Below are 13,881 nucleotides of genomic sequence, written 5' to 3' on the forward strand. Positions count from 1 at the left end.
CGCGGTATCCTGATCTATCTCTTCGGCCTTTCCGGCCTGATCAACATCCTGGCGCTGACCGGCGCCTTCTACATGCTGCAGATCTACGACCGGGCGCTGACCAGCGGCAGCATCTCCACTTTGGTGGCGCTGTCGGTGCTGGCGGTCGGGCTCTACCTGTTCCAGGGCCTGTTCGACGTCATCCGCTCGCAGATCCTCGTCCGGCTCGGCGCCCGGCTCGACGCCGAGCTGGCGCCGCTCGCCCACAAGGTGGTGATCGAGATGCCACGCTTCGGCTATTCGACGGCGGAGGCGACCGAACGCGGCCGCGACGTCGACACGCTGCGCGGGTTCCTCGCCAGCCAGGGGCCGGTGGCGCTGTTCGACCTGCCGTGGATCCCGATCTATCTCGTCTTCGTCTGGCTTTTGCATCCGATGCTCGGTTACCTGACGCTCGGCGGCGCCCTGGTGCTGGCGGTGCTGACGGCGATCGCCGAGGTGCTGACCCGGCGCCATTCCAACGCGATGATCAAGGCCTCGGTGGCCCGCAGTTCGGTCGCCGACAGCAATGCCCGCAACAGCGACGTGCTGCATGCCATGGGCATGACCGGCCGCGCCGTCGCGCGCTTCGAGAAGGCCAATCGCCGCCATCTCGACTGTCAGACCAAGACCTCGGATATCGGCGGCACGCTGTCGGGCCTGTCGAAGGTGCTGCGCATGGTCCTGCAGTCGGCGATCCTCGGGCTTGGCGCCTATCTGGCGATCCGCGGACAATTGTCGCCGGGCGCGATCATCGCCTCGTCGATCGTCACCGCCCGGGCGCTGGCGCCGGTCGACATGGCGATCGCGCAATGGAAGGGCGTGGTGGCGGCCCGGCGCAGCCATCACCGCCTGAACGAAACACTCGGCGTGCTCGACGAGCGCTCCGGCAGCCTCGACCTGCCGGCACCGACGACAAGCCTCTGCCTCGACAAGGTGACGACGGTGGCGCCGTCGACCGGGGCGGTGCTGCTCAGCGAAGTGAGCCTGGAACTGAAGGCCGGCCAGGCGCTGGGGCTGATCGGGCCGTCGGGTGGCGGCAAGACGACGCTGGCGCGCGCCATGCTCGGCATCTGGCCGGTGCTGCGCGGGGCGGTGCGCATCGACGGCGCCGATCTCAACCAATGGCCCGAGACGCTGTTCAACCAGCATGTCGGCTATCTGCCGCAGGACGTGGCGCTGATGGACGGCACGGTGTCGGACAACATCTCGCGCTTTGCCGAGACGCCGAATGCGCGCGCCATCATCCGCGCCGCCAAGGCCGCCGGCATCCATGAGATGATCGTGCACCTGCCGAACGGCTACCAGACCGAACTTGGTCCTCATGGAACCGCACTGTCCGCAGGCCAGCGGCAACGCATTGCCCTGGCTCGTGCGCTCTACGGGGATCCTTTTCTTGTGGTGCTCGACGAACCGAACTCCAACCTCGATGCGGAAGGGGAAGAGGCGCTGTGTCAGGCCATCCTCAAGGTGCGCGAGCGCGGCGGCATCGTCGTCATCGTCGCCCACCGCCCCAGCGCGCTGCAGACGGTCGACATGATCGGCCTGGTGCAGGCCGGCCGGCTGGTCGCCTTCGGACCGAAGGAGGAGATCCTGCCGTCGCAGAAGATGCGGCCGCTGGTGGTGGAGAAGAACCGCAGGGCGGATGCCGCCGGCAGGACGGATGCCGGCATGGGACAAGGCATGGGACAAGGCCAGGGAATGGGCCAGGGCATCGGCCAGCCGCAACGGGTGCCGGCGGAGTAGCCGGCACAGTGCCAGTGCCCAGCATAGCGGAGATTGAAGCCGCGCTTTGGCGGCAGAGCTGAACAGACGCGAGCGAGCGACACGAGGCCAGGGCGCAAGATGGGCTCCGCGATCGGAGCCGGCGCCGGCCGAGGAGGATGTCATGGACGAGAAGCTCATCCTGAAGCGACCCGACAGCCAGCAGGCGGTCGCGCCGATGAACCGTTTCGAGATCGCCGACAGACCGGAGCGCAAGCGCGGCCGGCTGCTGCTGTCGGCGCTGTTTCTCGGTGGCCTCGGCTCGGTGTTTGCCAGCCGCGACGAGGCCGACGGCAATGCGCCGGCGCATCGTCCGGGGCTTGGCGATGGTGAGGCGATGGCGCCGGTGGACGAGCCGCAGGCCGGGCCGGATCTCGCCGGCGCGCTCGATATCGTCGAGGATGTGGCCGATTATTTCCGCGAGCTGATGGCCGACTTCGCGCTGACGACCGGCACGGTTGCAACGGTGACCGGCCGGCTGCGCGCCTCGGTGCGGCTGTCCTTCGACGACGGCCGTCCCGATACCGGCCTTGTCGACGACCGGCCGTTCCAGCAGTCCAACCGTTCGGCCAACGACAACGACCTGCCGGGCTTCGATTTTCCCCGGCTGTCGTCCTTCGGCAACCTGCCGTCGACCGGCGGCCGCGACGACGACGATGCCGGTGGCGGTGACGACGATGATGACGGCAATGGCGGCAACAACGGCGGCAACGGCGGCGGCGGCAACAATGGCGGCGACGATGATGATGACGACGACGATGACGATGACGGCGGCACCCGCAGCAACCGGCTGCCGGTGGTCACCGGCCGCAACATTCTTGCCAACGGCTTCATGAACCTGTCGGCGATCATCCTGCTCGATGATCTCCTGGCCAACACGCTCGATCCCGACGGCGACCGGTTGACGATCGCCAATCTGACCGTCTCTTCCGGTTCGGTGCGCGCCTATGCCGACGGCATGTGGCTCTATACGCCGGCGCGCGGCGAGATCGGCGAGGTCAGCTTCAGCTACACCGTCTCCGACGGCAGCGGCAGCGTCGCCAATGGCGCGCTCCTGGCGCTGCTCGACTGGCCGGCCCAGGAGATCGAGGGCACCGAGGGACCGGACGTGCTGATCGGCACGCCGCGTCCCGACATCATCGCCGCCCTTGGCGGCGATGATAGCGTCTATGGCCGCGAGGACGACGACCTGATCCTCGGCGGCAGCGGCAACGACACGCTGCTGGGCGGCGACGGCGACGACACCCTCCATGGCGATGACGGCGATGACCGGCTGTTCGGCGGCAATGGCGACGACATCCTGTTTGGCGGCGCCGGCGACGATCGGCTCCATGGCGAGGCGGGCGACGACATCCTCATCGGCGAGGCCGGCGACGACACAGCTTCGGGCGGCACCGGCGACGACCGGCTGTTCGGCGAGGACGGCAAGGATAGCCTCGAGGGCGATGCCGGCGACGATCTCGTCGATGGCGGCGCCGACGACGATACCCTCACCGGCGGCAGCGGCGGCGACACGGTTGTTGCCAGTGCCGGCAACGACGTCATCGTCACCGCAGCGACCAGCGAGGAGGCCCGTCAGGCACCGGCATCGCCGGCCGCCGCCCCCCATACTGACGACGGCGACGATACCTATTCCGGCGGCACCGGCTTCGACACGCTCGATGCCAGCGCCAGCACCAAGACCATCGTCGTCGACCTCGAACAGGGCACCGCCAGCGGCGAAGAAATCGGCACCGACACGCTCGACAGCATCGAGATGGTGGTCGGCGGCTCCGGTGACGACCAGCTTGCCGGCGATGCCGCCGGCAACACCCTCGCCGGCAATGACGGCAACGATGGCATCGACGGCCGTAGCGGCGGCGACACGCTCTCGGGCGGCCAGGGCGACGACACCGTCTCCGGCGGTAACGGCAACGACACCATGCTCGTCGAAGCACCGGCCTGCGTGCCCGGGGAAACGAGCGACGGCAACGATACCTATTCCGGCGGCGCAGGAAACGACACGCTCGATGCCAGCGCCAGCACCAAGACCATCGTCGTCGACCTCGAACAGGGCACCGCCACCGGCGAAGAGATCGGATCGGACACGCTCGACAGCATCGAGACGGTGATCGGCGGGACCAGTGACGACCGGCTTTTGGGCGATGCCGCCTGCAACACCCTCGTCGGCAATGACGGCAACGATGTTATCGACGGCCGTAGCGGCAACGACACGCTCGCCGGCGGCCAGGGCAACGACATCGTCTCCGGCGGCAACGGCGACGACACGGTTATCGTCGTCGCCATGATCGAGACCGGCAACGGCACCGCGACGAATGATGGCAACGATAGCTGTTCGGGTGGGGATGGTATCGACACACTCGATCTCTCGGCTCTGGTCCAGGAAGTCCTTGCGGACATGGAGACCGGGATTGCCGAGGGCAACGAGATCGGCACGGACCGGATCGATGGCTTCGAAATCATCACCGGTGGCCAGGGGGGCGATCGGCTGTCGGGTGGCGCCGGCAACAACATCCTGTCGGGCGGCGCCGGCAATGACCGGTTGCGCGGCCGCGGCGGCGACGACGTTCTCGTCGGGGGCGCCGGCAACGACGAGCTCGAAGGCAATACCGGCAGCGACACCTTCCTCGTCGTGATCCCACCGGAGGCGAGCGGCAGTGACGGCAACGACCGTATTGACGGCAATGAGGCGGTCGACAGCTACGACGCCTCGGCGGCAACACGGGCGGTGGTGATCGACCTTGACCGCGGCACGGCTGAGGGCGCCGAGATCGGCTCGGACCTGCTGACCGCGATCGAAGGTGCTGTCGGCGGCAAGGGCGACGACGTGCTGGTCGCCGGCAACGCCGTCAACTTTCTCGCCGGCGGTGACGGCGCCGATGTCTTCGTCTTCCGCACGGTGGCATCGCTGGCCAATGACGGCAGCGGCCGCGACGAGATCCGCGACTTCCAGGTCGGCGACCGCATCGACCTGTCGAAGATCGCCGAAGCCATCGGCGGCCTGGTCTTTGCCCCGTTCGCCGCCGACGGCCAGGCGCCGCCGGTGCACCAGATCACCTTCTATCACGAGGCCTTCGGCGACGGCGAGCGCACCGTCGTGCGCGCCGTCATCAACCTCGAACGCGACGAGGATCTCGAATTCCTGATCGCCGGCCGCCACGAGCTCACCGAACAGGACTTTATCCTCGCCGCGCTCGAAGCCCCGGCCGACCCGCCGAGAGACACCGTCTGAACAGCGAAAAAACCTCAATGTCACGCGTTATCGGGAGAAGAAGACCATGAACACCACGGACAACAGCACGGCGGACACCGCAGTCACGAGTTCAACATCTGCAGAGAAGCCGCAGTTCGGCATCACCTCGCGCATCGTCGTCTCGGCCGTCTTTGCCGCCACCCTGGTGTTCGGCGTCGGCGGCTGGGCCGCCCAGGCCAAGCTGTCGGGCGCCGTCATCACCCAGGGCCAGGTCGCCGTCTCCCAGCAGGTCAAGCTGATCCAGCACCGCGACGGCGGCATCGTCGCGGCGATCGCCGTCAAGAACGGCACCCATGTCGAGAAGGGCGACGTGCTCCTGCGGCTCGATGAGACCCAGACCCGGGTCGAGCTGGCGATCGTGCGCGGCCAGCTGCAGCAGTTCTACGCCATGCGCGCCCGGCTGACGGCCGAGCGCGACGGCGATGCCACCGTCTCCTTCGATGGTCTCGACGTGCCGGAGATCCTGAAAGTCAGCGAGCTCAAACTGTTTGAGGCGAACCGCCGGATGATCACCAGCCAGGAAGAGCAGATGCGGCTGCAGATCGGCCAGTTCGAGGAGCAGATCCGCGGGCTCAAAGCCCAGACCGGCTCGAGCGACAAGGAGAAGGAGATCGTCGAGAAGGAACTCAGCAAGCTCGACACCTTGCTGAAGAGCGGCCTGGTGCCGATCTCCGAGCATCGCGACCTGTTGCGCCAGATGGCCCGCATCGACGGCTCCAAGGGCGAACTGCTGGCCCGCATCGCCGAGGCGGTCGGCCAGATCAGCGAGCTGCGCATCAAGCTGCTGTCGATCGACCAGAACAACCGCAAGGAAACGCAGGGCCAGATCGTCGGCCTCGAGGCCAAGATCGCCGAGCTCAGCGAGCGGGCGGTGGCGGCCGAAGACCGGCTGTCGCGCATGGTGGTGCGCGCCCCCGTCGACGGTCTCGTCTACGACCTGCAGCTCCACACCATCGGCGGCATCATCGCCCCCGGCGCCACCGCCATGTCGATCGTGCCCGAGGGCGAGGACCTGACGGTCGAAATCCGCATCCCGCCGGCCGACATCGACCGCATCGCCCCCGGCCAGCCGAGCCGCATGCGCTTTACCGTCTTCAACCAGCGCACCACCCCCGAACTCGACGGCCGCATCGACGTCGTCGCCGCCGCCACCACGCTCGACCGCAACACCGGACAGCCGTTCTATCTCGCCACCGTCGAGATCACCGAGCCGCTCGACAGGCTCGGCGGCCGCAAGCTGATGCCCGGCATGCCCGTCGAGGTCTTCGTCCAGACCGACGAGAGAACCGCAATCTCATACCTGACAAAACCCTTCACCGACCAGATGCTCAGGGCCTTCCGCGAGGAGTGAGGGGGAGACATAATCGGCGGCTACAGCAAATTTGGCATTCGGTAGCGGCGGAAGGTCTGCTTCCGCCACTTGGCGACGGTCTTCTGATTGATCCCGTAGCGCTTCGAAAGCGTCCTCAGGCTCTCTTGACTATGTTGTATTTGGCATAGGCCCAAAGCCAGGCTGTCTTTGTCGATCCTGAACCGGGAGCCAACGTCGGCAAGGTGGTTTCGTCGGCGAAGATCCGCTCCCCTTTCTTGATTTGATCAAAGAGGCAGTCGGCGAGGTGGGAACAAAAATGTCCAGAATTTTGAGGTGGTGTACTTTTCTGGACGTTTGGACAACAAAACGACCTAAAACCAAAGGCTGATTTTAGTGATGGTGCCCGGAGGCGGATTTGAACCACCGACACGCGGATTTTCAATCCGCTGCTCTACCAACTGAGCTATCCGGGCATCCTGCCGTTTCGGGCAGCGGCTCCTCTCGGAGCCCTCGGGGCGTTGTCTGTGCCCCGGAAGCGAGCGGGGTTATAACATCTTGTTCGGCGGTGTCCAGCACCAAATGAAAGTTTTTTGGCAGGAATTTCAAAGATAGTGGAAAAAGCCAAAAAACCGAAGATATTCAGGCAGATCGCGGTCAGCGATCGTCGTCGTCCGCTTTCGTCTCGTCGTCTGCGACAGGAATGGCATAGGAGCCCGAGAGCCAGCGATTGAGGTCGACATTGCGGCAGCGGTCCGAGCAGAAGGGATAGTGCTCGCGGTGCGAGGGACGGCCGCATTCGGGGCACGGACGCGGTGCGCGCAGAGGTGCTACGTTCGAACCGCTCTTCTTGTCTTCACCAGTCACTGCCTTCAGCCTTCCAGCCAACGGTTGTGAACGTCGTAGCCTTCGCCGACCAGCAGGCCGACCGTCTCATAGAGCGGCAGGCCGACGACGTTGCTGTAGGAGCCGACGATTTTGACCACGAAGCTGCCGGCGATGCCCTGGATGCCATAGGCCCCTGCCTTGCCGCGCCATTGGCCGGAGGCAAGATAGCTCTCAATGTCGAAGCCGGAAAGGCGCTTGAAGCGAACCTTGGTGTCGACCACCTTCTGGCGCAGCGTCTTGTCGGGCGTGATCAGGCAGACACCGGTATAGACGCGGTGGCTGCGGCCCGACAGAAGATGCAGGGCGCTCGAGGCTTCGCTGACGAGTTCCGGCTTCGGCAGGATGCGCCGGCCGACACAGACGACCGTGTCGGCTGCCAGGATATAGCTGCCATCCCAACCGGCTTCGCCCTTGATCGCCGCAAGCGCCGCCTTCGCCTTCTCGGCCGAGAGGCGACGCGCCAGCGAACGCGGATGCTCGGAACGCTTTGGCGTCTCGTCGAGATCCATCGGCATCAGGCGCGCAGGCTCGACACCTGCCTGGGCCAAAAGCTCGACGCGACGCGGCGAACCGGACGCCAGTATCAGTTTTTGAGCCGCTGTCATCGGAACGCGCCGTCACCCCAGAGATATGATGAAGCCACCTGTCGGTGGTTTACTTGAAACGATAGGTGATGCGACCCTTGGTCAGGTCATAGGGCGTCATTTCGACGAGCACCTTGTCGCCGGCCAGAACGCGGATACGGTTCTTGCGCATGCGGCCTGCGGTATGGGCAATAATTTCATGTTCATTTTCGAGCTTCACGCGGAAGGTCGCATTGGGAAGCAATTCCGTGACCACGCCCGGGAATTCGAGGACTTCTTCTTTCGCCATGTAGGACTGTTCTTTCTGTGTTTGTTCGGGGATACGACACGCATCCCGAAAAATTCGCCGGAAACTACACAATCGACGAGGATTTGTGAACCGCTTTGCGCCGGCTTTTCCGCTTTTGTACTGCCTTAAGCTTTTTCGCCCGCGGGCGCCACTACCAGACGGCGACTAATCAGAGTGGCAAGGTGATCGCGCACCGCGCGATAGGCGTCGACGATCTGCTCGCGCGTGCCGGTCGCAACCGTCGGGTCTGGCGTCGGCCAATAGACCACGTCGACGGCCATCGAGCGAGTCAAATCCAACGCCAGATGGTGGGCCTCCGGCGCCAGCGTGACGATGAGGTCGAAATAATCGTCCTCGAGTTCGTCCAGCGTTCGCGGTTGATGCCGCCCGATCGACAGGCCGATCTCCTCCAGCACGACATCGACAAAGGGATCGCGCTCGCCGTGGCGCACGCCGGCGGAGGCGACATAGGTGCCCGCCGGCAGGGCCGCCTTGGCAAGCGCCTCTGCCATCGGCGAGCGGATCGCGTTCATGCCGCACATGAAGAGAACGGAACGGGGCCTTGTCGGCGGGTGCGTCGCGGTTCCCGTCATCCCGGTCTCCGCCGTCATCCGCGCCAATAGAGCACGCAAACGAGCGTGAACAGGCGGCGGGCGGTGTCGAAATCGAGCCTGATCTTGCCGGACAGGCGGTCCATCAGTGTCTGCGATCCCTCGTTGTGGATGCCGCGGCGCCCCATGTCGATCGCCTCGATCTGGCTCGGCGTCGCCGAGCGGATCGCCTCGTAGTAGCTCTCGCAGATCATGAAGTAGTCCTTCACGATCCGGCGAAACGGCGTCAGCGAGAGAATATGGGTGGCGACGTCAGATCCCTTCTCGGTCGAGATCGCAAAGACCAGCTTGGCATCCATCAGAGAGAGGTTGAGCTTGTAGGGGCCGCCGGGATGGCCGACCGGTTCGAACAGGTTTTCTTCGAGAAGGTCGAAGATCGCAACCGCGCGCTCATGCTCCACGTCGGGCGTCGAACGGCCGATCGTCTCGTCCAGTACGACATCGCAGAGGCGCTGGTTGCGGTCAGCTTTCATCCCGCATCCCCGAGATTGAGGCGAATGGCGACCGAGCGCGCATGGGCCTCAAGCCCTTCGGACCGTGCCAGCGCGATCGCGGCCGGGCCGAGGATGCGAAGCTGCTCCGCGTCCAGACGCAGGATCGACGTGCGCTTCATGTAATCGAGAACACCGAGACCGGAGGAGAACCGTGCCGAACGCGCCGTCGGCAGCACGTGGTTCGAGCCGCCGACATAGTCGCCGATGACTTCGGGCGTGTGGCGTCCGACAAAGATGGCGCCGGCATTGCGGATCCTGGCAACCATCGGCTCGGGATCGGCAAGCGCCAGTTCCAGATGCTCGGCGGCTATGCGGTTTGCAAGCGGTATGGCCTTTTCGAGGTCCGGAACCAGGATGATCGCGCCAAAATCGCGCCAGCTCGCCGATGCCGTCTCGGCCCGCGGCAGGGTTTTCAGCTGACGCTCGACCGCCGCTTCGACCGCCTGACCGAAGGCCGCGTCGTCGGTGATCAGGATCGACTGGGCGCCGACATCGTGCTCGGCCTGGGCAAGCAAGTCGGCAGCAATCCAGTCCGGGTCGTTTTCCCGATCGGCGATGACGAGCACCTCGGACGGGCCGGCGATCATGTCGATGCCGACGGTGCCGAAGACCTGGCGCTTGGCGGCAGCGACATAGGCATTGCCCGGCCCGACGACTTTTGCCACCGGCGCGATGGTTGCGGTGCCATAGGCAAGGGCAGCGACCGCCTGCGCGCCGCCGATGCGGTAGATTTCCTCGACACCGGCAAGCCGCGCCGCGGCCAGCACCGCCGGGTTGATCTTGCCGCCACTGGCCGGCACGACCATGACGATGCGCTCGACGCCGGCGACTTTGGCCGGCAGCGCGTTCATCAGCACCGAGCTCGGATAGCTCGCCGTGCCGCCCGGGACGTACAGCCCGACGGCGTCGACCGCCGTCCAGCGCGAGCCGAGGCCGACGCCCATCGTATCCTCGTAGATATCGTCCTTCGGCCGCTGGCGGGCATGGTGCGCCTCGATACGGACGGCGGCAACCTTGAGCGCGCCCAGCACTTCCGGCTCGACGCTCTCGATCGCGGCATCGATTTCCTCGGCACTGACGGCCATCGGCGTCGTTGCGAAGTCGATGCCGTCGAAGCGGGCGGAATACTCCGCCACCGCCTGATCGCCGCGCAGGCGAACATCGTCGATGATCGCCTTGACCGTCGCGTTCACGTCCTCGGAAACTTCACGCTTGGTGGTCAGGAATGCCGCGAACTGCTGTTCGAAGTTACCGTCGAGATAGTTCAGCCTGATTGCCAACGCAAAATGTCCTTGTGGTATGCCAGTGTCGCGGGGTTCAAACGCCTTCGGGATGCCGGGGCTTGAAAGCGGTTTCCCATGCTCCGCCGGTATCTGCAAGCTGCGCCTCGATGCATTCCACATCAAGGACAATGGAAGCTTCGCCGGCAAGCACCAGTTCGACGGTGCCTTCCGGCCCCTCACCCGCAACGGCGAACCGCACCGCCAGCAGATCGAGCACGGCTTCGCCGTTGCGACGGTCAAAGCCGAGCGAGCGCACGGCGCTGACCCGCTTGAACAGGAGCACGGCGCGACGACGCTCGAAGGAACGCCGCTTGCCGTCGGCCATCTCCCAGACGAAGCGGTTGACGGTGAGCGAAAACTGCTTGCGGCGCGCGTCGTATTCCAGTCCGGAAACCTTGAACACGGCATCCTGGACGTGGGCGGAGACAACCGCCAGGTCCTCCTCGTCGAGCGCCAGCAGCTTCAGACCATCCATGCGATCCATTCCTTTCGCTTTCGTCGCACATTTTGCGTGCCACAAGTGAAATGGACATAGGACGTCGCGCCTGAAACCGCAACGGCATCAGGCGCAACGGGCAAAATCAGTCGCTGACGCGCTCGACGTGGGCGCCGCAACGGGTGAGCTTTTCTTCCAGCCGCTCGAAGCCGCGGTCGAGATGGTAGACGCGCGACACCATGGTTTCGCCTTCCGCCGCAAGGCCGGCGATCACGAGCGAGACCGAGGCGCGCAGGTCTGTCGCCATCACGGGCGCGCCCTTCAGCCGGCTGACACCTTCGATCTTGGCCGTCTGGCCGGAAAGCGAGATCTTGGCGCCGAGGCGCGCCAGTTCCTGCACGTGCATGAAGCGGTTTTCGAAGATCGTCTCGGTGATGTGCGAAACGCCGTTCGCCTTGGTCATCAGCCCCATGAACTGGGCCTGCAGATCGGTCGGGAAGCCCGGGAAAGGATCCGTAACGATGTCGACCGGCTTGATGCCGGCGCCATTGCGCACGACGCGGATGCCGCTGTTGGTCGGGGTGATCTCGGCGCCCGCCCGGCGGATCGCCTCGAGCGCGGTGTCAAGCAGCGCCATATCCGTGTCTTCGAGAATGACGTCGCCGCCGGTCATGGCGACGGCCATGGCATAGGTGCCGGTCTCGATACGGTCGGGCAGCACGCGGTGGCGCGCGCCGGACAGCGAGCGAACGCCTTCGATGGTGATCGTCGCCGTACCCTGGCCGGTGATCTTGGCGCCCATGGCGTTCAGGCAATTGGCAAGGTCGACCACTTCGGGCTCGCGCGCGGCATTGCCGAGCACGGTGGTGCCGTTGGCAAGCGTCGCCGCCATCATCAGCACATGGGTGGCGCCCACGGAAACCTTCGGGAAGGTGTAGCGGGCGCCGATCAGGCCGCCTGCCGGCGCCGTCGCGTTGACGTAGCCGCTGTCGATCTCGATGTTGGCGCTCAGCGCCTGCAGACCCTCGATGAACAGATCGACCGGGCGTGTGCCGATGGCGCAGCCGCCCGGCAGCGACACGCGGGCCTTGCCTTCGCGCGCCAAAAGCGGACCGATGACCCAGAAGCTTGCACGCATCTTCGACACCAGCTCATAGGGCGCCGTCGTGTCGACGATGTTGCGGCAGGTGAAATGGATCGTGCGGGCGTAGCTTTCGCCCTGGCGCTCGCGTCGACCGTTGACCGAGATATCGACGCCGTGGTTGCCGAGGATGCGGATCAGCTGCTCGACGTCGGCCAGATGCGGAACGTTTTCCAGCGTCAGCGTGTCGTCGGTCAACAGCGATGCGATCATCAACGGCAGGGCCGCATTCTTCGCGCCGGAGATCGGGATGACCCCGTGAAGTTCATTCCCGCCTACAATCCTGATGCGATCCATGAGGCCTCTCGAACGGGCTTGGCCCGCCTTTCCAAAAAATTGAAGTGTGTCTGAAGGCGCCTCTTTAGTGGAGACGCCGCGAAATTAGAAGTGCCTTGAACGCAAGACGGCCACGGCCACCTGCATGCGTGAAGGAATACCGAACGGCAGCCCTCCCCCTCGTCGAACTAATCTTCGGATTCGTCCGTTTTTGCGGCAGGCACGCCGATCGCCTCGTCGGCGGCACCGGAACGGCGCGCACGCATCTGCTGTTTGCGGCGCTGGAGATTGTCGCGCAGCGTCTTGGCAAGGCGCGCCTTTCTCAGGTCCTGCTCGGTCGTATCCTTTTGCTTGCGCTTTGCCGTCGCATTCTGCGGTTCGGCCAGCGGCGGTTCGCCCTCAGCGCTTTTCTTATCGTCTGTTTGCATAAGGCTGCATTAGCGCAAAACCAGGGGCTTCGGAAGCCAAAATGGATTTTCTCACAGCTCAACACCGAAAACTTCGAAATGCGGCTTGCGCTCCCCGTCCAGCTATGGCAATAGGCGCCTCGCTTGATGCGGCTTGTCAACGAACCGGCCGCGAGATGCTGCTATAGCTCAGGGGTAGAGCACTCCCTTGGTAAGGGAGAGGCCGAGAGTTCAAATCTCTCTAGCAGCACCAGTTTCCTGCATAATACTCCAAAAATCTTGTCGCCATTCAGCGCGATGATATCTTGGCGAGCGCTCGCATGTGCATACCCGCGCAACTCGTCGAGGCATCGGCGAACAAAGCCTTGCAATCGTCACATTCAGCTCCTATGTGGCGGAAATCGATATTGCTGACGAACTTTGTGTCGGCGCCCTAAGCGCGTGAGAGACGGACTTCCCTCTTCAAAATCGGTTATCTTGATCCGGAGGTTTGTTTCCGGGAATGTCTATTACGAGCGATTGAAAGGGAATCGTCATGGCTACAGGCACAGTAAAGTGGTTCAACAGCACCAAGGGCTTCGGCTTCATTCAGCCTGACGACGGCAGCCCGGACGTGTTCGTTCACATCTCGGCCGTTCAGCGCGCAGGCCTTTCCGGCCTCAACGAAGGTCAGCAGATCAGCTACGAGCTGACGCGCGACCGCAAGACCGGCAAGTCTTCTGCAGACAACCTGCAGGCCAAGTAATTTTCGCCCGACGTCGCCGAACGCAGATTTGTGGGCGGCGGCAGTGCAGCGAATGAGAAGGTCGGGCTCGCCCGACCTTTTTTGTTGCTCTTCGGTCAGCGACAACTGGCCAATTTCTCCCTGGATCGAAACCGACCCTTGGAAGACATTACGCAGCAATCTCAAAATATTACGACGCCCTTACAGCGCCGCGCATCAAATATGATGCGCAAAGGACGCTGTAACGCTTTAAACTTCTGCATAATTCCTTAAATCGATTCCGATTTAAGGAATTATGCAGTAGCGCGCCCGATCTGACTGACAGTGCCGTAAGGCCTCCATCCGATGCAGAGAACGTTTCCCTACAGCCGCGTTACCAATTCAACGGCAACGACGTGGAGGTT

13 protein-coding genes, 2 tRNA genes and 1 pseudogene are annotated in these 13,881 nt (G+C 64.3%); 5 read left to right on the forward strand and 11 right to left on the reverse strand.

The window, feature by feature from the left end; genetic code table 11:
- The 3 genes from BC363_RS11940 to BC363_RS11950 form a co-directional block, all read left to right on the forward strand.
- A partial coding sequence (locus BC363_RS11940; RefSeq protein WP_141690287.1) for a type I secretion system permease/ATPase occupies positions 1–1,764 on the forward strand: 1,764 nt, incomplete at its 5' end.
- A 142-nt stretch (positions 1,765–1,906) separates the two neighbouring features.
- Entirely contained in the window at positions 1,907–5,014 is a 3,108-nt protein-coding gene (locus BC363_RS11945; RefSeq protein ID WP_065786277.1) for a cadherin-like domain-containing protein, read from the forward strand.
- 46 nt (positions 5,015–5,060) lie between these two features.
- Positions 5,061–6,386 (forward strand): HlyD family type I secretion periplasmic adaptor subunit, encoded by a 1,326-nt coding sequence (locus tag BC363_RS11950; RefSeq protein ID WP_065793301.1) that lies wholly within the window; start codon positions 5,061–5,063, stop codon positions 6,384–6,386.
- A gap of 142 nt (positions 6,387–6,528) precedes the next feature.
- On the opposite strand, the pseudogene BC363_RS33465 reads toward BC363_RS11950, so the two are convergent.
- The 11 genes and pseudogenes from BC363_RS33465 to BC363_RS12000 form a co-directional block, all read right to left on the reverse strand.
- Positions 6,529–6,651 (reverse strand): annotated as a pseudogene (locus BC363_RS33465) (transposase); the annotation flags it as partial.
- Positions 6,652–6,744: 93 nt separating this feature from the next.
- A tRNA-Phe gene (locus tag BC363_RS11955) sits at positions 6,745–6,820 on the reverse strand.
- A 181-nt stretch (positions 6,821–7,001) separates the two neighbouring features.
- Positions 7,002–7,211: a DNA gyrase inhibitor YacG gene (yacG, locus tag BC363_RS11960; protein WP_065781319.1), complete on the reverse strand. Its 210-nt coding sequence runs from the start codon at positions 7,209–7,211 to the stop codon at positions 7,002–7,004.
- Between the two features lie 5 nt (positions 7,212–7,216).
- The gene (locus tag BC363_RS11965) at positions 7,217–7,837 is read right to left on the reverse strand and encodes a Maf-like protein (protein WP_065781320.1); all 621 of its coding nucleotides are present in this window, start codon (positions 7,835–7,837) and stop codon (positions 7,217–7,219) included.
- Positions 7,838–7,886: 49 nt separating this feature from the next.
- The gene (infA, locus tag BC363_RS11970; RefSeq protein WP_004435948.1) at positions 7,887–8,105 is read right to left on the reverse strand and encodes a translation initiation factor IF-1; all 219 of its coding nucleotides are present in this window, start codon (positions 8,103–8,105) and stop codon (positions 7,887–7,889) included.
- 125 nt (positions 8,106–8,230) lie between these two features.
- Positions 8,231–8,698 (reverse strand): low molecular weight phosphatase family protein, encoded by a 468-nt coding sequence (locus BC363_RS11975; RefSeq protein WP_065781321.1) that lies wholly within the window; start codon positions 8,696–8,698, stop codon positions 8,231–8,233.
- Between the two features lie 14 nt (positions 8,699–8,712).
- Positions 8,713–9,189 carry a UPF0262 family protein gene (locus BC363_RS11980; RefSeq protein ID WP_025425876.1) on the reverse strand — a complete coding sequence of 159 codons (477 nt, stop codon included), beginning with the start codon at positions 9,187–9,189 and terminating at the stop codon, positions 8,713–8,715.
- A complete protein-coding gene (hisD, locus tag BC363_RS11985) occupies positions 9,186–10,490 on the reverse strand; it encodes a histidinol dehydrogenase (protein ID WP_065781322.1) in 1,305 nt (434 codons plus the stop codon). Before hisD ends, BC363_RS11980 begins: the two co-directional genes overlap by 4 nt.
- A gap of 37 nt (positions 10,491–10,527) precedes the next feature.
- Positions 10,528–10,968 (reverse strand): DUF2948 family protein, encoded by a 441-nt coding sequence (locus BC363_RS11990; protein ID WP_065781424.1) that lies wholly within the window; start codon positions 10,966–10,968, stop codon positions 10,528–10,530.
- Between the two features lie 106 nt (positions 10,969–11,074).
- A complete protein-coding gene (gene murA, locus BC363_RS11995; RefSeq protein WP_065781323.1) occupies positions 11,075–12,367 on the reverse strand; it encodes a UDP-N-acetylglucosamine 1-carboxyvinyltransferase in 1,293 nt (430 codons plus the stop codon).
- A gap of 167 nt (positions 12,368–12,534) precedes the next feature.
- Positions 12,535–12,774, reverse strand: a complete 240-nt coding sequence (locus BC363_RS12000) for a hypothetical protein (protein WP_139109934.1) — start codon at positions 12,772–12,774, stop codon at positions 12,535–12,537.
- 157 nt (positions 12,775–12,931) lie between these two features.
- On the opposite strand from BC363_RS12000, the gene BC363_RS12005 reads away from it, so the two are divergent.
- Positions 12,932–13,006 (forward strand) — tRNA-Thr (locus tag BC363_RS12005).
- Between the two features lie 282 nt (positions 13,007–13,288).
- Positions 13,289–13,498 carry a cold-shock protein gene (locus tag BC363_RS12010; RefSeq protein WP_025425871.1) on the forward strand — a complete coding sequence of 70 codons (210 nt, stop codon included), beginning with the start codon at positions 13,289–13,291 and terminating at the stop codon, positions 13,496–13,498.
- Positions 13,499–13,881: the final 383 nt, after the last annotated feature.

The sequence above is a fragment of the Ensifer sp. LC384 genome (genome assembly GCF_001695865.1).
GTDB lineage: Bacteria > Pseudomonadota > Alphaproteobacteria > Rhizobiales > Rhizobiaceae > Ensifer.

What these genes read in the sequence shown, in the direction of transcription:
- BC363_RS11980 (WP_025425876.1), bottom strand. Translation starts at nt 9,189, where the DNA reads ATGAAAGCTGACCGCAACCAGCGCCTCTGCGATGTCGTACTGGACGAG.
- BC363_RS11950 (WP_065793301.1), top strand. Translation starts at nt 5,061, where the DNA reads ATGAACACCACGGACAACAGCACGGCGGACACCGCAGTCACGAGTTCA.
- infA (WP_004435948.1), bottom strand. Translation starts at nt 8,105, where the DNA reads ATGGCGAAAGAAGAAGTCCTCGAATTCCCGGGCGTGGTCACGGAATTG.
- BC363_RS11965 (WP_065781320.1), bottom strand. Translation starts at nt 7,837, where the DNA reads ATGACAGCGGCTCAAAAACTGATACTGGCGTCCGGTTCGCCGCGTCGC.
- BC363_RS11945 (WP_065786277.1), top strand. Translation starts at nt 1,907, where the DNA reads ATGGACGAGAAGCTCATCCTGAAGCGACCCGACAGCCAGCAGGCGGTC.
- BC363_RS12010 (WP_025425871.1), top strand. Translation starts at nt 13,289, where the DNA reads ATGGCTACAGGCACAGTAAAGTGGTTCAACAGCACCAAGGGCTTCGGC.
- BC363_RS12000 (WP_139109934.1), bottom strand. Translation starts at nt 12,774, where the DNA reads ATGCAAACAGACGATAAGAAAAGCGCTGAGGGCGAACCGCCGCTGGCC.
- murA (WP_065781323.1), bottom strand. Translation starts at nt 12,367, where the DNA reads ATGGATCGCATCAGGATTGTAGGCGGGAATGAACTTCACGGGGTCATC.
- BC363_RS11990 (WP_065781424.1), bottom strand. Translation starts at nt 10,968, where the DNA reads ATGGATGGTCTGAAGCTGCTGGCGCTCGACGAGGAGGACCTGGCGGTT.
- BC363_RS11975 (WP_065781321.1), bottom strand. Translation starts at nt 8,698, where the DNA reads ATGACGGGAACCGCGACGCACCCGCCGACAAGGCCCCGTTCCGTTCTC.